This window comes from Paenibacillus sp. XP01 (assembly GCF_057364885.1).
The window spans coordinates 2,870,653-2,893,733 of record NZ_CP139481.1; the positions used below are offsets into that span (position 1 = coordinate 2,870,653).

Here is a 23,081-nt window from a genome sequence, read left to right on the forward strand (position 1 = left end):
GAGTGGAAAAGTTTGATAAAGATGAATCGGCTGCGCAAGCCTCTATCTATGGGTCTATCGGTTCTCCTTGCGTTATCTATCATTCAACCGGTCTCCGCACAGAACACCCCCTCGCAGAAGCTGGATATGAAATCGAGCCTGAACCAGCTGGCGACCGACAAGGTCAGTTCCAAACTCAGCAAACAATTTGATGGCAACGAATACGTGACTTACCTGGTTAAAATGAAAGAACAGACGGATACGGCACGCGTTTCGAAGCAGGCCATGGAAAAGGCAACCACCGATAAAATGACGGCTTCTTCCGCCAAATTGTCCGTGCGAAGCTCTGTCGTCAGCTCATTGCGGGAGACGGCCTCACGCACCCAGTATTCGCTGGAACAATACCTGGATCAGCAGGTTGACCAAGGCAAGGTCAAGGAATATAAAAGCTATTTCGTCGTGAACGCGCTGATGGTAACGAGCACGAAGGACGTGATGGAGCAGATTGCCCTGCTGCCGGAAGTCGGTAAAATTTTGCCGAATGAGACGCGTTATCTGGACCGGGCCGAGGTCAGCGGCAAAACCGAAGCGGCCGCTCCGGACAAAGCTCTCGCACCGGCAGCCGTGCCTGCCAAGGCTTCCAAGGAGCAGGCGGCATCGCCGAGCGTTGAAAAGGGCGGATCCTCCACGGCTGTCAGTGACGCTCCCAAGCCGAAGACACAGACGGAGAACGTGGAATGGAACATCGACTACGTTGGCGCTCCGGCCGTCTGGGATAAAGGCATTGACGGCACCGGCATCGTTGTGGCCAATCTTGACAGCGGAGTCGATTACACGCATCCGGCCCTTTCCCAAAAGTGGAGAGCGCGCGACGCTTCCGGCAATATCGTCAGCCCTGAGCTGAGCTGGTATGATCCGCACAGCGGTTCAACGCTTCCGGCAGACGGTGACGGACACGGGACGCATACGATGGGCACAATGGTGGGATCCGAGCCGGACGGCACCAATCAGATCGGTGTTGCTCCTGGCGCGAAATGGATCGCCGTGCGCATTTTCAATCCCGAAACCACCGATGCCATCATCCTGGATGGCGGGCAGTGGCTGTTAGCTCCTGTGGATGCCCAAGGCAATTTGCATCCAGAGCTTGCACCCGACGTGGTTAACAACTCATGGGGCGGGGGCGCCGGCCTGGACGAGTGGTTCCGTCCAATGGTGCAAGCTTGGCGGGATGCGCAGATTTTTCCTGAGTTTTCGGCAGGGAACGTCAGATTGACGAATCCGGGCGGACCGGGCTCCGTCGCCAATCCGGCAAACTATCCCGAGAGCTTTGCGACAGGCGCAACGGACATTAACGGCAATCTTGCTTCCTTCTCCCTACTCGGACCCTCCCCGTATGGAGAGATCAAACCCGAAGTGTCCGCACCGGGCGTAAACATCCGCTCCTCCGTTCCGGGCGGAGCGTATGAAGGAGGATGGAACGGCACATCCATGGCAGGGCCGCATACGACAGCTCTTGCCGCTTTGCTCCTTCAAGCCAACCATTCCCTGACGGTAGACCAGCTTGAAGAAATCATCACCGATACGGCGACGCCCCGCACGGACAGTCAGTATCCCACTTCGCCCAACAACGGATACGGTCACGGCATCATCAATGTTTTGGATGCGGTAGGCTCCGTGCTTGAAGGGATCGGTACGGTATCCGGAAGGGTGGTCACCGCAGGCGACGACCTGGAAGAGCCCGTACTGGAGCATACGCCGGTGAATGCGGCGTTCGCGGGATTTGACGTGCCGCTTTCGGCTCGCGTAACCGATGATGTCGGCGTTGTATCCGTCGAGGCTTTTGCGAGAACGAAAGGCACGGCTTCATACGTGTACCTTCCCATGACGCGTGTATCCGGCGATGCCAAAGACGGTACATATACGGCGACCGTTCCGGCATTCCTGATCGACGAGCAGGGGCTGGAATACTACATTCGCGTCAACGATTACGGCAATAACGGCTTCGAAAGCGACGTATACCAAGTCTCTGTCTCGAACGGCGTACAGCCGGGCTATTTCCAAAATTTCGAGCAGGATCAGCTCGGGTTCACCTCTGGCGGAGAAGGCAATACGTGGGCTTGGGGAGTGCCGACAAGCGGGCCGGGAAGCGCTTTTTCAGGCGAAAAGGTGATCGCGACCAATCTGGAAGGCAACTACGCAGCCAACAGCAATGCTTACTTGGTAGCCCCGCCGATCGACCTGACGGATGCGCCGGATGGAGCGCTGCTCACCTTCAAGCATTGGTACGATTTCGAGAACAATATCGATTTCGGCAAGGTGTACATCGCTGCCGAGGATAATGATTTTGTGTTTGAGGAGGCACTGAGCTTCACGGGCACAGGCGGCGATTGGAAAACGCAGTACGTTGATTTGCGCGAGTATGGAGGCCAGCGTGTATTCGTACAGTTCAACGTAACCAGTGACAATTCCGTGCAGAAAGCAGGCTGGTATATTGACGATTTTGCCGTGCAGGAACTGGACGACACGGCTCCGGGTGCACCGAATTCGCTGACGGCGGATGCAGATATCCTGGGGAATGTAGCTCTGTCATGGCGTGCACCGGCTGACGAAGACCTGGAATCCTATGTTGTTTACCGGTCCGAGGCATCCGGTACCGGATATGAAGCGATAGGCAGCACAACGGCGACCGCTTTTACGGATACGGCAACGGTTACAGATGCCACTTATTTCTATGCGGTGTCCGCCGTGGATTACAGCGGCAATGAGGGAGAGAAATCCAACGAGGTTTCCGTCGCCGTAACCGTGCCGGAAGAGATCTATGTCGCCCATTTCGACGGAGATACAGATGGTGACTGGACGCATTCGGGAACGAAGGACGAGTGGGAACGAGGTATACCGGCAAGTGGTCCTGCCAGCGCCGTGTCGCTGCCGAACGTATGGGCCACCGACCTGGACAACACCTATGAGAACGGATCGAATTCCTCGCTGGTATCACCTGTCATTGATTTGAGTGATGTATCCGAAGCAACGCTGACCTTCAACCATTGGTACGAGATTGAGGGAGGATACGACTATGGTTACGTGGAGGCGACCGCGGACGGCGGCGCGACGTGGACCGAACTGGGCAAGTTCTCGCACAGCACCAATGGCAAACAGTGGACACCCGTGTTCTATAATCTGGGAGCGTTCGCGGGCCACGAAGTCCAGTTCCGTTTCCGTCTAACCTCGGATAATAGCGTTGTGAAAACCGGATGGTACATCGACGATTTCCGCATTCTCGCCCTGGGTGCGCAGAACGTGACGGCAGACGATATCGTGCCCGGCAGCGACAAGCCGAAGCCGGTGTACGATAATCCTTGGTTCAAAGTGACGAGCACGGACAAATTCGAATTTAACCAGAATGCCAAAACCGATGAGCGTCCAAACGCGGACGCAGACGCCGCAGCTCCGGTAACTCCGCAAAGCCTTCCGGCCAGCGCGACAGTCACGGTGCTGGAAACGGGGCGCTCGGTCAAAACCGATCCGGCAACCGGAAAGTATAGCTTCACGCATGTTGCCGGTGAATACACGCTGAAAGCGGAAGCATACGGTTTCTATCCGCGGACCCAGGCAGTGACCATCACCGATGGCAGCGGAGCCAAGGCGAATTTCAATCTGGAGGCCATTCCGGTTGGGCAGATTGAAGGAATCGTGACCGATGAACGGACAGGGGAACCCGTGTCCGGGGCTACCGTGCTGGTGCAGGAAGATGCGCGGGTGCCAGCCGTTCAGACCGGGGAAGATGGCCGATTCGCCCTCGAAGTACTTGAAGGGGACTATACACTTTCCGTTCGGGCCGCGGATTATTACGGTGATACGCTCAGTATCAAAGTTCCCGGCAACGGGACGGCCCAGGCAAATTTTGCTTTGAAGCCATTCGTTGGATTCCCGGGAGAGATCGCCTATGACGACGGAACCGCCGAGAACGCCAGAGCGTTCGTGTCGGCCGGAAATGCGTGGGCCGTGCGTATGACGCCGGAGCAGGATTCATCCCAGCTGACAGGAGTGTCCCTGCGCTTCTGGAACACGGCGTGGCCGCAGCCGGGAGGAACAGCGTTCCAATATGCCGTATACGATGCGACCGGAGCAGATGGCGCGCCGGGCCGTTTGCTGGCCGGGCCATTCGATGCCGAAGCGCTGCGCAACGACCAGTGGACCACGCTGAGTCTCCCCGAACCGGTCGTGGTGGAAGGAGATTTCTACGTTGTATATGAACAGACCGCTGCCGGAACGAACGCGCCGGGTCTGGCGACGGACGAAAACGGTACTAATGCCGGCCGAAGCTGGCAGCGCGTGAACGGAGCATGGAGCACATCCCCGGCAGAAGAGGGCAATTACATGATTCGTGCCGTAGTGCGGTATCCGGTGAACGCGCCGGTAATCACTTCGCCGGCCAACGGGTCGTATACGAAGGATTCCACGGTTCTCGTGAGTGGAACTTCACCGGCATCCGGAGCGGAAATCCGCATCTATAATGGAGACGAAAGCATTGGAACGGCAGCCATTGAGAACGGCCAATTCGAGCTGGAAGTGGAAGTCCAGCCTGGAGAAAATACACTTAGCGCGGAAGTGGTCGTCAATGGCAAAACGACGGAGCGTTCCTTGCCAGTCACGATTACGCTGGATCAGACCGCACCGGAATTAACGATAACTTCGCCGGAGGACGGAGCTCGCATCAATACAGAAGTCGTGCATATTGTCGGCAATGCGCTGGATGCTTATCTGGACAAGGTTACCGTCAACGGACAAACGGTACAATTGGACGGCGAGGGTGGCATTAGCCATCGGGTGCTCGTCGATGAAGGGGAAAACCTTATCACGATTACGGCTGCTGATCTTGCTGGTAACGAAACGACGATCACACGCACCGTATACGTAGAGACAGCCTTGCCTGTACTCAGCAACATTGCACCTGCTGAAGACGTTCGAATCCGGGCAGGCGAAGTGGTGAATGTCTCGTTTGACAGCGCACCGTCTCTGCAGGCTTCCTTCCGGATCGAGCTGCCGCTTGGCCTGAACGGTTCAGCCCGTGCCGAAATTCCGCTGATCGAAACTGAACCGGGTCATTATGAAGGGACGTATACCACTCCGTCCTCGCTGGTGCTTGAAGGCGGGGTCATCGTGATCCGGGCGTGGGATGCCGCAGGCAATGAACTGGAGACGGACGCTCCGGGCAGACTATTTGTCTCTGCGGGCGGAGAAGAGCCGGAACCGCCTGCTGGCGCAGAGCCTGTCGCGATCATTGAAGCGCCATCCACAGCCAAAAAGAAGAAGAACGTTGAGTTCAACGGAGGTTCTTCTTATGTGGAAGGTGGCAAAATCGCCAGCTATGCTTGGGACTTTGGCGACGGGGATACGGCTTCCAAGGCCAAAGCGAAGCATAAATTTACCGCCCCGGGCGTCTATACGGTCCAGTTGACCGTGACCGATAACAATGGGGCACAGAGCAGCGCAAGCCACACGATCACCATTGAATAACCTGCAGTTGGCTCGTATTGTCGCCCATGAGTTTGGAAACTGACCACAATCAATGAAGGAAAAGGATGGCACAATTTAATCCGTTGGAAAAGCGGACAGGTCGACGGCGCAGCACTCACGCCGTCGGCTTGTTCGTTTTTGGTTTCGCATCTGGTGTGACATAATCTAACTTTTATCGCGTTGTAATGTCTTATCTTCATTTACAAAATTGCGTTAATGTTATTGACGTAAAATAACCGAACCTATATATTGAGAAACAATACAAATATAAATGGTTTAAGGTTTATACCATATACTTTAGTTCGGGTGAATCGTTAAACGTGAAGCATTAAACATTGGAATGGAGAGATTTCATGCAAAAAGAGTGGAGATTCGATACGGCTGCCGTACATGTGGGGCATCAGCCGGATCGTGCAACGCGAGCAGTCTCGCAGCCGGTTGTGCCTGCCGTGGCATACGCTTTTCCCGATGCGGAAACGGCTGCGGCCGTTGTCGCCGGGAAGATGGATGGCACGTACTATGGCCGGTACGGCAATCCGACGACGCGTTCGCTGGAAGAGAAGATCGCCTATATGGAACGCGGCGAGGATGCGATCGGCCTTAGCAGCGGCATGGCTGCAATATCGTCCGCGCTGCTTGCTTTTCTCCAGCATGGGGATCATGTCGTCGTCACGAAGGATATTTACGGGGGCACCTATAATTTTATCACGCAGATGGGACCTCGCTTTGGAATCCAACACGATTTCGCGGATTGTTGCAGCGTGAAGGCGCTGGAAGCGGCCATTCGTCCCAACACCAAAGCGATTTACGTCGAAACGCCTTCCAATCCGCTGCTGACGGTTCTTGACCTGCGTGGGATCGCCGCCGTGGCCAAGTCGAGAGGCATCCCCTTGATCGTGGACAATACGTTTATGACGCCGTACCTGCAAAGGCCGTTGGAGCTTGGTGCCGATGTCGTCGTACACAGTGCCACCAAATATTTGAACGGGCATGGCGACGTCGTGGCCGGGTTCGTGGTAGGTACGAGTCAAGTCATCGATTTTATCCGCAAACGGATCTCCGGCGATTTGGGTCAAAATCTGAATGCGTGGGAAGCATTCCTTATTCTGAGAGGGCTCAAAACGCTGGGTCTGAGGGTGCGCACGCATTGCGAAAATGCCCGCCAGGTTGCGGAATTTCTGCAGAGCCATCCTCGGGTGCAGGCGCTCCATTACCCGGGTCTGCCCAGCCATCCCCAGCACGAACTCGCCAAATTGCAGATGGACGGGATGGGGGGCATCGTGTCTTTTGAAGTAGAGGGCGGTATTCAGGAAGCCCAAACATTCATGAATGCGCTAAAGCTGGCGATGATTTCGTTCAGCCTGGGCGATCCAGAAACATTGGTGCAGCATCCGGCCACCATGACCCATTTTTCTGTTCCGAAGAACGAGCGGCTGCGTTTTGGGATAACGGATGGCCTCATTCGACTGTCCGTCGGGCTGGAGGATCCTTCGGATATCATTGCAGACCTGCGCCAAGCGTTTGAATCATTGGCGGGTTTGATCACAGGGGGAGAGACAACAGCATTAACCGGCCAATAGGGGAAAAAGAGGGGATTTGAGCTCTTTTTGTTGTCGAATGACGTGTTCATTCGTTGGAACGTGCATGTTTTTGAAAAAAACTATTGCATATGTGTTTACTCGGAATTATAGTATGAGTATAACGTTTAATGGTATAAGGTTTAGACATTATATCGATCGGAGTGTTGATATGCAGGGTCAGCTGACTTTCCAGTTCGAGAAAGTATCTGCGAAAAAGGTCAGTGAATTTATTCGCGAGCAGTTGGAGGAAGCGATTATCCTCAAGGAAATCATGGGTGAGGACCAACTTCCGTCCGAACGCGAGCTGGCCGAAATCTTTAACGCGAGCCGTATTACCGTTCGCGAAGCGTTAGCCGCGCTGGAAGCAAAAGGATTGATCGAAAAGCGGGTCGGCGCCAAAGGAGGCACGTTTGTTCTGCCTATTACGGCTAACGCGCATAAAAGAACCAAAGAAGAAATCATGCGTGACTGGGAACAAATGCTGCACGTATTCGAGTACCGCACGCTCGTCGAACCTGAAGGCGCATTTCTGGCTGCTGAGCGGATCACCGCAGGCGAGCTGGAAGTGCTGGAAGGCTACGTGATGCAGAGCAGGGAACCCGATTGCTCGCGTGAATGGTTTCGGGCGCTGGACGTCAAATTCCATTTGGCGATCGCGAAAGCGTCCGGCAATCCGTACATAGAGCGAGCGGTTCGCGAGATCCGGACCAAAATCAATCCGGCCTTGGACTTGATGCCTTACGATGACCGGATTCGTTCCCTGAACCACGGCATACATATGGACATCCTGGAAGCGTTGAAAGCTCATGATCCGATACGGTCTCGCGATACGATGAAGAAACATATCGAATCCTCTGCGGATGCCATTTATGCCCGATTGAACGCAACGGAACCTACAGGAAAGGATTGACAAGCAATGGAACAAGCAAAATTGATCGAACTCGCGCAGGCGCTGCAGCCGCGCCTTACCGAATGGCGCCGGGATTTTCACCGCAATCCGGAAATCGGTTATGAAGAGGTAAGGACGTCGTCCATCGTAGCCGAGCATTTGGAGCGTTTAGGGCTTGAAGTCACCCGTAATGTAGGCAAAACCGGCGTCGTTGGTGTGCTCCGCGGAGAAACAGACGGACCAACCATTGCACTGAGAGCGGACATGGATGCACTGCCGATCCAGGATCTGAAAGGCGCGGAATATAGCTCTCAGATCGAAGGCAAAGCACACCTGTGCGGGCATGATGCCCATACGTCCATTCTGATGGGAGCGGCGGAGCTGCTTACGAGCCTTGGGAAGCCCAAAGCGGGCAACATCAAATTTGTATTCCAGCCTGCTGAAGAAGGTCTTGCGGGGGCACGTGCCATGATCCATGACGGCGTGCTGGAAAATCCAAAGGTAAGCGCGATTGCGGGCCTTCACATGACGCCTGGCATGGATACGGGCACCGTGGGCGTAAGCCGGGGCGTTGCTTTTGCTTCGGCAGACCGTCTGGTCATCAAAATCTTCGGCAAAGGCGGACATGCGGCAAGACCGCATGAAGGCATTGACGCGATTGCGGTATCCGCGCAAGTAATCACGGCGCTGCAAAACATCTCCAGCCGTTTGGTGGACCCGCTCGAGCCTGTCGTCGTAACGATCGGCAAAATCAACGGCGGATACATGGGAACGGCGATTGCCCCGGAAGTCGAGATGATCGGCACGGTTCGTACATTGTCTCCGGCTCTGCGCGAACGAATGCCAGCCTTGATCGAGCAAGTGGTCAGCGGGGTCTGCAGCTCGTTCGGCGCAGGGCATGAAGTAGTGTACGGCGACGGTTACCCGGTCGTCGTGAATGATGTGGGCATGGTTGATTTTCTGACGGAAACGATCGACGGCTTGGATTGGGCCAAAGGCTGGACCAGCATCGTGCCTTCCACGGGCGGCGAGGATTTTGCCTTCTATTGCGAGCAGGTTCCGGGCGTATTCTTCAGGCTTGGTTCGGGCAACGAAGAAGAGCGGACGCGTTATCCGCTTCACCATCCGATGTTCGATCTCGACGAATCGGTCATGCCATATGGCGTGGGTATGCTGTCGGCAGTAGCACTTCGCTTTTTGGAAAAACATACGAATCAATAAGGGGGAGCAGGCAACATGAAAAAGAGAACTTGGGCAAGCATGTGGTTGACATTACTCGCAGTCGTATTGGTGCTCAGTGCTTGCAGCGGGCAAAGCGGAAGCGGAACGACGGCAACCGGAACCGAAAAGGGCAGTGAAAGCGGCGCATCCAGCAAAACGCTGACGATTGCGACGCCTACGGACATCGAGAGTTTTGATCCGCACAACAATAACAACACGGCCAGTGAAGCGGTGCTGGTCAACGTGTTCGATTACCTGCTCAAAAACGACAGCAACCAGAACAAGGTTCCCGGTCTTGCAACGTCATGGGAGCAAGTGAACGATACCACGTGGAGATTCAAGCTTCGTGAAGGCGTTACGTTCCATAATGGAGATCCGTTCACATCGGCTGACGTGAAATACACGATCGAACGTGTCGCTAAAGACGAAACGCTGAAACAGAACAGTTACTTCAAAAACATCGTTGAAGTGAAGGAAGTGGACGAGCACACTGTCGACATCGTTACAGACGGTCCTGACCCGCTGCTGCTGAACCGTTTGTCCAAAATGGGTGCAGGCATTCTGCCTGCCAAATACATTCAGGATAACGGCTTCGATGCTTTCCTGAAAAATCCGGTCGGCACAGGCCCATACAAGTTCAGCAAATGGACGAAAGACGACCGTGTCGCGCTTGTCAAAAACGAAAATTACTTTGATGGCACGCCGAAATGGGATCAGGTTGTATTCCGCGTCGTTCCAGAGGCCTCAACGCGGGTATCCGAGCTGCTTGCTGGCGGCGTCGATGTGGCTGCTTCGATTCCATCCACGGACATTGCGCGCATCGAAGGCGAAGCGGACAAAAAAATCGTCAAAGCACCGATCCAGCGCGTACTGCAGTTGATCTTCCGCCAAACGGAAGGAACGATCACCGCAGATCCGAAAGTGCGTGAGGCTGTCGAACTCGCCATCGACAAACAAGGTATTGTCGATAGCATCGCCGGAGGCGCAGGCGTCGTTACCCGCACTTCCGTAACACCGGGCAACTTCGGTGCAGACCCATCGTTGTACCAGACATCCCTCTATGATCAAGAGAAGGCTAAACAGCTGTTGAAAGAAGCAGGTTATGCCGAAGGCGAAGCAGAAATGACGATTTCGGTTTCCTCCCAGTACAAAGAGCAGGCTGAAGTTGTGGCGGCGATGCTGGAGCAAGTCGGCTTCAAAATCAATCTGGACGTGCTTGAGCCAAGCGCTTTCAGCGAACGTTACAGCTCGAAGTCGTTCAAAGAGATTTTCATGATCGGTATCGGAAATTCCTTGTTCGACGCTTCGAACAACTACAATCGTTACATGCTTGAAGAAGCCAAAGGCGAATCGGATTACAACAATCCGGAAGTCGAGAAATTGCTGCAATCCGCGCTCGTGAATATGGACCCGGCATCGCGCGAAAAAGAGTACCAGCAAGTACAGCAAATTTTTGCGGAAGACCGTCCGGCCGTATATCTGTATCAGATGGAAGGCGTGTACGGAACAAGCGCAAGCGTGAACTTCGAACCGCGCAAAGACGAGATGTTCTACGCCGATGAGATTACACCTGTGACTCAGTAACGTCGGACAGAATGACCTGTCCAGGCAAGGATCGGCCGTGAACGGCAGGGACGGAAAGATCAGGTTCCTGCCGTTCTTTCTTCATATTAAGAAATACATCCTATATAAACCGGACGAATCAATCACACAAGGCCACTGCGAGTGGAGTACCATCTTCTGAATCGCGTTTCGCTTGTCCCCAGATTTTTTCGATCCCCTTTTTTCAGAGGGGAAATCCGGTGAACAGCGTATGCTTCCGATGCAGCTTTCTTTCAGAAAGCTTGTGGATCGCTTCGCTTCTTCAGATGGGTTCCGGCTCTCCGTTAACGTGTGTATGTTTTTTGCGGTGTATATAGGAAGGTGATTGGGTTTCATGAGAGTGGTTTCGGATGATGCTTGACTTGAAGCATGGCGGCATAAGAATGATTTTGGTTTATTGGAGGTGAACGGGGAATGGGGAAATACGTATTGAAGTCTTTGCTGCAGGTCATACCGGTACTGTTCATCGTTTCCCTTATCGTGTTCATTCTGGTAAGGGTTACGGGCGACCCGGTCGCCCTGATGCTGCCCGAGACGGCCACCGCCGAGGATCGTGCGGTACTGACAAAAGCGTTGGGGTTGGACCAGCCTTTGTACACGCAATATGTAAAATTCCTCGGCAATGCGCTGCAGGGGGATTTCGGCGAGTCTTTCCGGTATGGGGAACCTGCGCTGCAGCTGGTGTTGGAGAGATTGCCGGCCAGTTTCGAGCTGGCCGTGGCGGCGATGATTTTTGCCGTCTTGCTGGCGATTCCGCTGGGGGTTGCATCCGCAGTCAAACGGAACACGTTTACGGATCTTGTCATTTCGGGGTTGTCGGTCATCGGCAAGGCGATGCCCAACTTCTGGATGGGAATCATGCTGATCCTGCTGTTCTCGGTTATGTGGGGGGTACTGCCGGTATCCGGTCGAGGCGGATTTTCCCATCTGATTTTGCCCGCGTTCACGCTCGGCATCGGTCTTGCCGCGCAGATGACACGGCTGATCCGGTCCAGCATGCTGGAAATTTTGAGCCAGGATTACATCCGCACTGCACGTGCCAAAGGACTGGCGCGCATCGTTGTCATCGGCAAACATGCATTCCGGAACGGGCTTATTCCGGTCGTGACGATTATGAGCTTGCAGTTTACGAGCCTGATCGGCGGTACGCTTATCACGGAAACCGTTTTTTCATGGCCGGGATTGGGACAATTGCTGGTCGTTGCCATCAATACGCATGACATGGCCATTGTGCAAGCCGCTGTATTCGTCATCGCACTGATCGTGGTGCTCACCAATATTTTGACGGACGTGGTCTATAGACTGCTTGATCCGCGGATCAAATACGACTAAAGGAGGTGCATTCCCATGACAGAAGGCAACGAAATGCAGGTGCAGGGCCCGGAAGCCGCGGTGGAGAAAGGTTTGCCCGCTTCCAGCGGGTTCCGATACATCTGGAGACAACTATGGGTTAGCAAGACGGGAATGGTAGGGGCTGTCATCGTTTTAATCGTATTGTTGACGGCGGTCTGCGCACCTTTGATATCGTCGCATGATCCGGCGGCCGTCGATCCGCTCAAACGTTTGAAACCTCCGGTATGGATGGATGGCGGTTCATCGGAATATTGGCTCGGCACGGACAATTTGGGCCGGGATATGTGGACCCGCATCGTATACGGAGCCCGCGTTTCATTGATCGTCGGCCTGGGCGCCGTGCTCGTTTCCGGCTTCATCGGCGCGGTGCTTGGCCTTCTGTCCGGATTTTACGGCAAATGGGTTGATGCGTTCATCATGCGTGTCGGAGATGCGTTCATGGCCATTCCGACCATTTTGTTCATGTTGGTGGTGATGGCGATCGTCGGTCAGGGTTTGACCACGCTGATTTTTGTCATCGGCGTCACCAACTGGGTCGCATATACCCGTGTCGTGCGGAGCGAGGTGCTCAGCATCCGGGAGAGGGACTACGTGCATGCGGCCAAAGCAATAGGCGCACGTAACGGCAGGCTGATCATCAAACATATCGTGCCGAACATTCTTTCTTCCTTTATCGTGATCGCGGGTATGAACGTGGGCACGACCATTATTGCGGAAGCTTCGCTCAGCTTTTTGGGGATGGGCATTAAACCGCCTGACGTTTCGTGGGGCGGGATGCTTAGCGATGGTCGGCAATATGTAGCTACGAGCTGGTGGGTGGCAACGTTCCCCGGACTTGCCATCACATTCACCGTACTCGGCGTTATCTTCCTTGGGGATTGGCTGCGCGACATGCTTGATCCTCGCACAGACAAAACGGAAAAATGATTCAGGCAGAATTACATCACATTGCGGAGGGGAGCAACGGAAATGAACAAACGGCCGATTACCCCGGAGGATTTGTATGCATACCGCTGGGTCACCGATCCTGTCGTCAGCATTCAGGGACGGGCGGCTTACGTGCAGCAGACCATCGATCGGGAAAAGAACGAATATCAAACCCATATTCGCACCATCTTGTTGGATGGTTCGGAAGATACAGCCGTGACCGCAGGCATGAAGGATTCGTCGCCTTCTTGGTCACCGGATGGCAGCATGCTTTCATTTTTACGTTTGGAAGAAGGCGGAAAGGGCCTGTGGGTTATTCCTGTGGATGCCGATAGCATAGAGCCGAAGAGGCTCGTCGCACCGGAACGCAAAATATTGCAATATGCCTGGTCTCCGGCGGGCACGCATATTGCCTTTACGAGCAAGGTACGGCAGGATTCGGCAGTCGTGGATGCCGAAAGCTCCAAAACAGCGCCATTGCGAGGAAAGGTGTATGAGCGCACCACGCCGAAGGCGGAAGGCTCAGGCTGGTGGGACGGATTGTACAGCCATTTGTTCGTATATGATATCGAAAATGATGCCATTACCCAGCTCACCGCCGGTTCCTGGAATGTGAGTTCACCGGTCTGGTCGCCGGACGGGACCGAAATTTCTTTTGTCTCCAAGCAGGTTGAAGATGCTTCGCTGGATGCCGATTTGCTCTATTTTGCGGATGTATATACGATCCGGCCTGGAGAAAGGGAGCCGCGCAAGGTCACTGATTCCAGCCTGCTGATAAGCCAATTTGCGTACACGCCTAATGGTGAAAGTCTGATGCTGCTGGCCAGCGACCGTGAATTCGGCAGCGGAAGCCATAACCGGCTGTACGAGGTGCCAAGCGCCGGAGGGCAGCCGACGCCGGTTGCGCCGGGGCTGGACATGCAGCTCGGCAACGCGGCGCTGGGCGACATGAAATCCGCCGGCGCTTCGCCCTCTCCGCAGATGGCAGCGGGAGACGGCGGTGCATCCATGTATGTACTGGGAACGCATGACGGCACCGTAGACGTGTACCGAATCGGGACAGAAGGAACAGCCGAAGCGGTTACCCTCGGCGGGGAACGGGATGTATATCAGTACGCGATTTCATCGGACGGTCAAACGCTCCTGTTCGCCGCATTGACGGATGAACGTCCGGGCGAGCTATACGCCCTTAATCTGAAAAGCGGGCAAGAAACCCGGCTGACGCACCATAACGACGAACTTATGGACCAGCTCCAAGTAAACAAGCCTGAACGGATCGAATTCGTTTCATCGGACGGATGGCGGATACAAGGATGGCTGCTATTGCCGGAACAGCAGGAAGCAGGAGCGAAGGTTCCTCTTATTTTGCAGATTCACGGGGGGCCGCATGCGATGTACACCGGGGTGTTCAGCCATGAAATGCAGACGCTCGTTGCACAAGGGTACGCGGTGTTGATGGTCAATCCTCGCGGCAGCATGGGATACGGCCAGCAATTTGCGAAAGCTTGCCGGGGAGATTTTGCCGGGGGAGACTGCAATGATTTGCTGGAAGCCGTGGATGTTGCGTTGGCCCAGTATGATGTCTTGGACGATACCCGGTTGGGCGTTGCCGGCGGCAGTTACGGCGGGGTGATGACCAACTGGATCGTGGCACACACGAACCGTTTCAAGGCTGCGGTCACACAGCGCAGCATCTCCAACTGGCTGTCCATGTACGGAACGAGCGATATCGGCATTTCGTATGTCGAAGGTGTCATCGGCGGCAATCCGACCGAACACGCGGACATGTTGTGGTCCCGCTCGCCGCTCGCGCATGCGCACAACATCGAAACGCCGCTGCTGATTATGCATGGGGAACAGGACTACCGTACGCCGGTCAGTCAGGCGGAAGAATTGTACACGACCCTCAAACGGCAGGGGAAAGTGACCAAGCTTATCCGCTACCCGGGTTCCAACCATTCCCTGCTGAAGAGCGGCAAACCTTCTTTGCGGGTGGACAGCTTTGAACAGGTCAATGCCTGGTTCAGCCAGTATCTCTAAAGAAGGGGGAGAATGAACATGAGTTTGACGCAGTTGTCGATTCCGGTCGGCTTGCTTGTGGAAAATGTGCTGACAAGCGGCGAGCCGGTCGAAGTTATCATCGATTGCTTGCGGCGCAGGGATTTCGATCCATTGCTGCCCAAGATCAAAGAGCCTGCGATGGATCTCGAACCCCGGCTCGATACGGCAGCAGAGATCGGCGAAGATTGGGAAAAGGCGATTCGCGAAGGATACCAATTCAAGTTTTTGCATATTAATGGTGTGAAACGTCTACTGGATTTCAGGTTTGACCGAAAGGTTGATCGCGATTTCGTCGAAACCGGCCTTGCTCTGCAGCATGTCCGTTTGACCCGGGAAGAAATCGGCGTGCTGAGAACCCTCGTGGGCAGACAATGGGACGTGTACGAAGAAGCGGAACAAAACGATGCCGCAACGGACGGGGTCCGCTTGGCAGGTATTCGCCTGAAATTTGGTTGATCAAACGGCAGGTTAAGCCGTACGCTACAAGGCCTCAACTCAACATCAGCATGATGAAGAGTTTGAGGCCTTTTTTTAGGGAGGAGCGGCCTTATGGCAGTGTTTTGCGATGCTCTTAATGTTTGCAGGAATTGAGCGGGAATAACGAGAAGTGTTGGGAGAAATCCATGCACGAAAGGGGAAAACGATGTCGACGGGGTACATTTCATTGCTGGTGGTCATTTTCGGAAGCATTACGGGTTTGATTACGATCTTGGTGGTGATGAACACGATTCGCGCGAAACAGGGAGAGCTGAAACGGCGAAAAGAGATTTTGCTGGGCGGAATTCCGGCTAAGGCCGTCATTCGGCATATTGTCGAAACTTCATCCAGCATGGACGACAGGCCAGGTGTGCGTATGGATCTTACGGTGACGCCGGATAACGAAAGCAGCTTCGACGCCGTGGTGGAAACCTACATTTCCGTGCTGGCGGTGCCCCATTTCCAAAAAGGAAGCGAAATCGACGTGAAATACCAAGTGATCGACGGCAAAAAGATCGTTGAGGTGGCGGAAGCGTATATTCCTTAGACGTTTCCGCTTGGCAGCAATCGGTTTATCACTGAAATAAGCACAATGACCACGGTTTATTCCATGGTCACTGCGATGACCGTATGCTTTACTCTTCCTAGAGCGAATTCTTCGAATAGGAGGAAGCACAGCATGTTTACGTTGACGGCACAGACGGAAATACATAGCAATCTGGACTCCAGGCCGGTGGAACGGGCCATCCGACGATTTTATCGCGATTTGGGCATGACGATGGCAGGGGAGACCGAACCGGGTTCCTCGGATCCGATCCGGATCAGTTGCGATGACAGCTTGAATGAAGAAGCTTATATCATTGAAGTGAAAGATCGCCGGATGGATATACGGGTTGCGGATGAATTGGGATGCATTTACGCATTGAATTACATCAGCCGGGAGTATCTCGGCATTCAGCCGTTGTGGTTTTGGAATGATCAGATGTTTGAAAAAAGAGAGGCCAGGTCGATCGACGAAACCACGATCTGTTCCTCGGCCGCGGCGTATCGCTTCAGAGGCTGGTTCGTGAACGATGAAGTGCTGCTTCACGCTTGGACGCTGGAGGGAAGCAAAGAAAAGCCTTGGGAAATGGTCATGGAAACGTTGCTCCGCTTAGGTGGAAATCTGGTTATCCCCGGCACCGACCACAATGCCAAAATATACTCCGATCTGGCTACCGACATGGGCTTGTGGATCACCCATCACCATGCGGAACCGCTCGGTGCGGAAATGTTTTTGCGGGCGTATCCCGACCTGAATCCTTCGTTTGCGGAACATCCCGACCTGTTCAGGCAATTGTGGGAAGAAGGGGTGCTGAGGCAGCGGGACAAGAAAGTGGTCTGGAACATCGGTTTCCGCGGGCAGGGGGACCGTCCGTTCTGGCTGGATGACGAAAGGTATGCGACCGATCAGAGCCGGGGGGAACTGATTGGCTCGATTATGGAGGAACAACGTTTGATTGTGCAGAAGCACGTTGACCATCCGGTATTTTGCACGAATTTGTACGGAGAAATGGTCGAACTTTACCAACAGGGGCACCTCCATATTGCAGACGATACGATTAAAATCTGGGGAGATAACGGATACGGCAAAATGGTCGCCCGCCGTCAACATGGCGTCAATGCAAGGCCTGTTGCGCTCCCGGCTGAGGATCGCCAAGGAGAAGCGCATGGCGTGTATTATCACGCCTCGTTCTATGATCTGCAGGCGGCCAGCCACATGACGATGCTGCCCAATTCTCTGGCAATGGTGCGGGACGAGTTAGTGAGCGCGAGGCAGCGCGGTGTACGTGAATTCATCATCGTAAACTGCTCCAACGTAAAACCTCATGTGTATACGCTGCAAGCGATCGCGGAGTTATGGTCCCAAGGAGACGTGGACACGGCATCGTATCCAGAGCGATACGTGAATGATTATTTTGCAGGCGAGAACGGAGGCATTGCCGAATTATTCGATGCCTACGCATCCTGTGCACCGAGATACGGCGATCATCCGGATGAAGGCTGCGGAGACCAGTTTTACAATTACACGACCCGGCAGCTGCTGTCGCAATGGCTGCGATCAGATACGCAAAGTGCTGCCGAAGGCATGCGCTGGGCATGTCCTGAACAAGGCTTTGCCGAACAGGTATCCTGGTATGCACGGATATGTGCACAGGCGCTGGAGCAGTACGGGGAAGCATTGTCTCGTACGCATCAGGTGAGGCAAGAAGTATCGAACCAAAGGTTGCTGGACGACAGCATCGGGCTGCAATATCGAATGTATTACGAGTTTGCCCAAGGCGGATCTGCCTTTTGCCGCGCATTCGAGCGTTACTGCGAGAACAATTACATGGCTGCCTTTTACGAGCTGGGCAAGTCCAAGGAAGCGTACGAAGCAGCGGACCAGGCTATGCGCGACCGGGAACACGGTCACTGGCAAGGCTTTTACTACAATGATTGCCTGACGGACGTCAAGCAGACGGCCTACTGGCTCGGCATCCTGATGGGCGTTGTGCGCAACATGGGGGAGGGGCCGCATTTTTTTAGATGGCAGCGAGAAGTGCTGTATGCTCCCGAAGACAGAAACGTCATCCTGATTACCAACTTCGAAAATCATCTGACCAATGAGGAATTATATGAGGCGATGAAAGCGAAGGGAGAAGGGTGATTGAATCATTTTGAATGGAGGAGAGAGATGTTATCCAAATATGCATACCTGATCTTATTATTTACTGTAATGTCATTAAGCATAATTGGTTGTACATCCGAAACTAGCGCTACCGAACAAATGGCTCAAAACGTGATGAAAGAAGACAATAATAACGATATTTTTATAATGGAGTCGATCCTATATAAAAAGGTTAAGGTCGTTAATGAAGAAGAGTTTAAGTCCGTCAAAACGACCTCCTATGGAGAAATATCTATGAATTATCAAAAAAATAAAAAGTTTCAGGAAGGTATGGCTTCTGTATTGCCTCCGGGTACCAAATTGTATCGCTCTGTAGCTCATCCTGAATATGTATATTCAAATGAGAATCAGAGATATACTTTTTACAAGTCTGTTCCTGAAGGTTAATTTTAAAAGCATCGGATATATGCGAAGGAGACACATTCTACGAATCGAGTGTGTCTTTTTTTATTATAAGACTCAAATCATTTTCTGAATGAAAATACGGGGTCAACGATATACATTCTCTTGGGTGAAGGATGAAGACCTTGCCTCGCACTTGCTTGACAATCCGTCGAATAAATGGAGTTAACTGGATAGCATTTTTTGAATTGTGTTAATCTGTCTTATAATGGACTGCATTTAGAGAGAGGGATGTTACTTGAAAAGAAACATTTTATATATTGAAGATAACGAGAAGATCGGCCGTTGGGTAAAGGAAGAATTGGAACAGCGAGGATTCTCGGTTCAGTGGCTGCTTTCTGGGGAAGGAGCCGAAAAAGAAGTTCATGAGCATGAAATCGTTATTTTGGATATCATGTTACCCGGTATAGACGGGTTTACGGTGGGAAAACGATTGAAAAAGGCAGCTCCTGATGTCCCTATTTTGCTGTTATCTGCTCGAACATCCATAGATGATAAGGTAGACGGTTTACAATTTGCGGATGACTATGTAACGAAGCCCTTCCATATGGATGAATTAGTTGTAAGATTGGAAGTATTAACCCGTCGAAGTGGCGGAATACGTTCCGAACGCATTTCGTTAGGGAATCAGATTGAAGTCGATCCGGAAGGTCAAATGATATTTGACAAGCGGACAGGTGAAGAAATTATATTGACTGGGAAACAGCATCAAATCTTAATGTACTTCTTACGGCACCCCAATCAAGTTTTACCCAAAGAACAAATTTATGAAGCAATTTGGGAAGAAGCTTATATAACGGGTGATAAAACATTAATGGTGCATATCCACCGACTGCGTCAAAAGCTGGAACGTCATCCCGATTCCCCGGAGATCATTGAGACGTTGAAGGGTATAGGATATCGGGTGAAATTATGAAGCAAAACAAATCATTATTTCGTCGATTTCTAAAAGTGCATTTTCTATTTATCTTTTTCCCTCCGATGATGCTTATTTTCATCAGTGCGTTTTTCGGTGTTTCAAGTACTCATGAAAAAAATGTAAATGCATTAAATCTGTTTTACGTTTCGGTGCTATTGTTTGGTTTTATTATGGTCGCATTTGTGATCTTATCTTGGGTGTTCTTTATGAAACTTCAAAAACGTCTCGCTCGTTTACAGGAAGTCATGTCATCTTCAGCTAAAAATAACTCATTCCCTAAACCCCTATCTGTTCAAGCGGATCGTATGGATGAGATAGACCAGTTAGGAAGCTCTTTTAATTGGATGATTCAGCAGCTTGAAGACAGTCGAAAACGAGAATATGAAGAGGAGTTGTTACGACATCGGCTGATTGCGAATTTATCTCACGATTTACGAACGCCGCTTACCATTTTGCGCGGACACGTCACCAGATTAAATCAAGAATCCATGAGTTTAGAAGGGCAAAACTCGTTAATAGAGATCAACCATACGATTACAAGAGTCGGAGATCTAATGGATGATTTACTGACCTATACATTGCTTACATCAGGAAAACATCCTTTTCGGCCCGTTTCAACAGATATTGGGCGTTTAGTAAGGGCATCTGTTGCTGCGTGGTATCCTGTATTTGAAGAAAAAGAAATTCAGCTCGATGTTGATTTACCAGCAGACGAAACTTTTTATTGGGAAACAGATCCTTCGTGGATGACACGGGTTCTGGATAATTTGTTTCAGAATGTTATTCGCCATGCCGCAGAGGGGAAATATGTAAACATTGCTGTTGACGTAGAAAAAGAACGGATCATTATTGCAGACAGAGGTCCGGGTATGGCTCATTCTTCCTATGGGCGTGGGGCGGGAATTGGTTTATCAACTTCAAATTATATGTTGGAAAAAATGAAGCTGAAAGCTGACTTTACATCCAATGAAAATGGCACAAGTGTAGCTATTGGTAGAGCGTAACCTAAAGTTAACCCAGAAGTAAACAGCAGAATAACCGGGATGTAACTTTGCCTCTTTATACTTAGAACCATAACAGAAAGGAAGTGTTATGGTTGCTTACATTTAATAATCTCGTCAAACATCGCGGGACTCATGAAATCTTATCAGGTATCAGTTTTACAGCCAGATCGGGTAGAGTAACCGGTTTTTTAGGCCCAAATGGAGCAGGAAAAAGCTCTACACTTCGCATCCTGCTTGGATTAGACCGTGCAACCTCGGGGACTGCACTAATTCATGGCAAGCCATTCGCTGAATTACATCATCCTCTAGCAACAATAGGCGCCGCACTGGATGGATCTGGAGCTCATCGCGGGCGAACAGGACGGGCCCATTTACGTTGGATTGCTCGTGCTGCAGGATTGCCACGCTCACGTGTCGAGGAAGTTCTGGAAATCGTGGGTCTTACTAATGCGGCGGGCAAACGAGTTGGGAGTTATTCCCTTGGTATGGCGAAAAGACTTGGAATGGCAGCTGCACTGCTCGGAGATCCCGAAATATTGGTTTTGGATGAACCCGTAAACGGGCTCGACCCGGAAGGAATTCGCTGGATTCGGACGTTTTTACGTGAACGTGCGGAGTCTGGAAACACGGTGTTACTATCCAGTCATCTAATGGGAGAGCTTGCAGAGACGGTTGATGATGTGGTGATTATTAAGCATGGAAAAATCGTTGCAGATGGAACATTGAAAGAAGTAATAGGTTTTCATTCGACGCTGGAGGAAGCCTTTTTTGCCCTGACATCTGACAAAGCAGGTGTCGTTGTATGAGAGCATTCAACGCGGAACTGTCTAAATTGTTCTCTCTGCCGGGCATTTGGCTTGCCTTTCTTATTGGAGCATTTGCCCCAGCGGTCATTGCTGCCCTGGACAGTACAGCACAAAAAGAAGAGATTATTGCCGGAGTCAGCACAAGGCTATCGGAAGTTGGCTTTATTGGATTAGGTCTTGGTGTGCAAGGTGTCATTATTCTAGGTGTGCTTGCCGTCAGCAGCGAGTATTTGACAGAGAGCAGCGAATCTGGTGGAGGACAACAGATAACAACAAGTTTAACGGTTGTTTCATCCCGGCTTTATGTATTGCTGGCAAAAGCGGGGGCTGTGACAGTAATCAGCATACTTTTTAGTATTGTTGCTATTATAACAACGTTGTCGGCCACACATCTTATTCTTGGTGAATATACCCCTGTATTTGAATGGTCTAAACTGATCGGTGCAGTTTGTTACTGGATACTCACTGCTCTTTTGGCTTTTGGGATTGCTGTTCTAACGAAGAATGGCATTATTCCGCTGGCTGTGCTCATCATAAACACATCCGTTGTATCATTCAGTTTCCTGCTTTCTAAGGTTACAAAGTTGGCGTTATACTTACCGGATCGGGCTGGCCTTGAAATGTTTATGTTTATGAGCGACAGATTTCTCACCCCGTTTACAGGCGGGTTAGTCATGCTTGCTTGGGTTATCGTTCTTTTCATTGTTGCAGCTATTGTATTCCTTAGGAGGGACGTTGCAGCATGAGTGTCCCTTCTAGTAAAAAGATACCATTAATTCTTGGTGCTGAACTGGACAAATTACTAACATTACCCATGACTTGGCTCACTCTTATGGGCACATTCATTCTTCATTTAGTTTTAGCCGCGGCTTTTACTTCGATTGGTCTACAAGGGGCTGCAGGGACGCAAAGTTTGCTGAATATAGGTTTTTCTTCTATGGGATATCTTCAAGCAGGATTTGTTATGCTGGGGATCTTAGCTGCTTGTTCCGAGTATGCTGGTGGCCAGATCCGAACTACCTTAACTACGATGCCTTGGCGGGGGGCTCAATTATTCGCGAAGCATCTGGCATTGGCCATTATAACCATTCCTGCGGCGTTTATTATGGTTGCATCAGGTGTGCTATATACTTTTATTATGATGAGAGACACGGTAGCAGTGATTGAGATAGACACCATAATAAAAACGGTAATAGGTGCAACAGGTTATTTAACATTAACTACACTTCTTAGTTCAGCTATGGGAGCTGTATTGAGACGAACCACTCCTGCATTAGTCATTATGCTTGGTTATTATTACGTTGTCAGTCCATTGGTGAGTGATTATCTATCTAGCCTTAGAAATTATTTTCCCGATACGGCAGGATATTATATGTATATGCCGTCATTCTCTGATGAAATAAATGTCCTCACACCCATGCAAGGCGCAGGCATTTCAATGTTATGGACACTGTTCTTTATTACAGTAGCTATTGTGTTTTACTGTAAAAGAGATGCCTAATTTTAAAATTCATCAAATCAAGGTGGTGCACCAATGACAACGGAGGTACTATATAGGTTGAACCGGAAATTTACACGATAACGAAGAGGGCAGAAAGAATCTGGAGAAGCGAAGCGGTCTAAAAGCTTTCTGA

General features: G+C 51.7%; 17 protein-coding genes. All 17 read left to right on the plus strand.

Annotated elements, in window-relative coordinates:
* Positions 1-12 precede the first annotated feature (12 nt).
* On the plus strand, positions 13-5,496 hold the full coding sequence (locus SNR34_RS13300; RefSeq protein WP_486182093.1) for a S8 family serine peptidase: 5,484 nt from the start codon (positions 13-15) through the stop codon (positions 5,494-5,496).
* A gap of 353 nt (positions 5,497-5,849) precedes the next feature.
* Positions 5,850-7,076: a trans-sulfuration enzyme family protein gene (locus SNR34_RS13305; protein ID WP_486182094.1), complete on the plus strand. Its 1,227-nt coding sequence runs from the start codon at positions 5,850-5,852 to the stop codon at positions 7,074-7,076.
* 169 nt (positions 7,077-7,245) lie between these two features.
* The gene (locus SNR34_RS13310; RefSeq protein ID WP_236416822.1) at positions 7,246-7,986 is read left to right on the plus strand and encodes a FadR/GntR family transcriptional regulator; all 741 of its coding nucleotides are present in this window, start codon (positions 7,246-7,248) and stop codon (positions 7,984-7,986) included.
* 6 nt (positions 7,987-7,992) lie between these two features.
* On the plus strand, positions 7,993-9,186 hold the full coding sequence (locus SNR34_RS13315; RefSeq protein ID WP_486182095.1) for a M20 metallopeptidase family protein: 1,194 nt from the start codon (positions 7,993-7,995) through the stop codon (positions 9,184-9,186).
* 15 nt (positions 9,187-9,201) lie between these two features.
* Entirely contained in the window at positions 9,202-10,770 is a 1,569-nt protein-coding gene (locus SNR34_RS13320; RefSeq protein ID WP_486182096.1) for an ABC transporter substrate-binding protein, read from the plus strand.
* Between the two features lie 432 nt (positions 10,771-11,202).
* Positions 11,203-12,120: an ABC transporter permease gene (locus SNR34_RS13325; RefSeq protein ID WP_236416825.1), complete on the plus strand. Its 918-nt coding sequence runs from the start codon at positions 11,203-11,205 to the stop codon at positions 12,118-12,120.
* Positions 12,121-12,135: 15 nt separating this feature from the next.
* Positions 12,136-13,068: an ABC transporter permease gene (locus SNR34_RS13330; RefSeq protein ID WP_486182097.1), complete on the plus strand. Its 933-nt coding sequence runs from the start codon at positions 12,136-12,138 to the stop codon at positions 13,066-13,068.
* Between the two features lie 42 nt (positions 13,069-13,110).
* On the plus strand, positions 13,111-15,108 hold the full coding sequence (locus tag SNR34_RS13335; RefSeq protein ID WP_486182098.1) for a S9 family peptidase: 1,998 nt from the start codon (positions 13,111-13,113) through the stop codon (positions 15,106-15,108).
* Between the two features lie 18 nt (positions 15,109-15,126).
* Positions 15,127-15,585 (plus strand): hypothetical protein, encoded by a 459-nt coding sequence (locus SNR34_RS13340; protein WP_486182099.1) that lies wholly within the window; start codon positions 15,127-15,129, stop codon positions 15,583-15,585.
* 187 nt (positions 15,586-15,772) lie between these two features.
* Positions 15,773-16,153, plus strand: a complete 381-nt coding sequence (locus SNR34_RS13345; protein ID WP_486182100.1) for a hypothetical protein — start codon at positions 15,773-15,775, stop codon at positions 16,151-16,153.
* Positions 16,154-16,285: 132 nt separating this feature from the next.
* Entirely contained in the window at positions 16,286-18,295 is a 2,010-nt protein-coding gene (locus SNR34_RS13350; RefSeq protein ID WP_486182101.1) for a glycosyl hydrolase 115 family protein, read from the plus strand.
* Positions 18,296-18,703: a hypothetical protein gene (locus tag SNR34_RS13355; protein WP_486182102.1), complete on the plus strand. Its 408-nt coding sequence runs from the start codon at positions 18,296-18,298 to the stop codon at positions 18,701-18,703. It abuts the gene before it with no gap.
* A 253-nt stretch (positions 18,704-18,956) separates the two neighbouring features.
* Positions 18,957-19,634 carry a response regulator transcription factor gene (locus tag SNR34_RS13360; RefSeq protein WP_486182103.1) on the plus strand — a complete coding sequence of 226 codons (678 nt, stop codon included), beginning with the start codon at positions 18,957-18,959 and terminating at the stop codon, positions 19,632-19,634.
* Positions 19,631-20,641, plus strand: a complete 1,011-nt coding sequence (locus tag SNR34_RS13365) for a HAMP domain-containing sensor histidine kinase (protein ID WP_486182104.1) — start codon at positions 19,631-19,633, stop codon at positions 20,639-20,641. The genes SNR34_RS13360 and SNR34_RS13365 overlap by 4 nt, the downstream gene beginning before the upstream one ends.
* A gap of 83 nt (positions 20,642-20,724) precedes the next feature.
* Complete coding sequence (locus tag SNR34_RS13370; RefSeq protein WP_486182105.1) at positions 20,725-21,447, plus strand: ABC transporter ATP-binding protein; 723 nt, start codon at positions 20,725-20,727, stop codon at positions 21,445-21,447.
* On the plus strand, positions 21,444-22,193 hold the full coding sequence (locus SNR34_RS13375; RefSeq protein ID WP_486182106.1) for an ABC transporter permease: 750 nt from the start codon (positions 21,444-21,446) through the stop codon (positions 22,191-22,193). Before SNR34_RS13370 ends, SNR34_RS13375 begins: the two co-directional genes overlap by 4 nt.
* Positions 22,190-22,948 carry an ABC transporter permease gene (locus SNR34_RS13380; RefSeq protein ID WP_486182107.1) on the plus strand — a complete coding sequence of 253 codons (759 nt, stop codon included), beginning with the start codon at positions 22,190-22,192 and terminating at the stop codon, positions 22,946-22,948. The genes SNR34_RS13375 and SNR34_RS13380 overlap by 4 nt, the downstream gene beginning before the upstream one ends.
* The last annotated feature ends 133 nt before the right edge of the window (positions 22,949-23,081 follow it).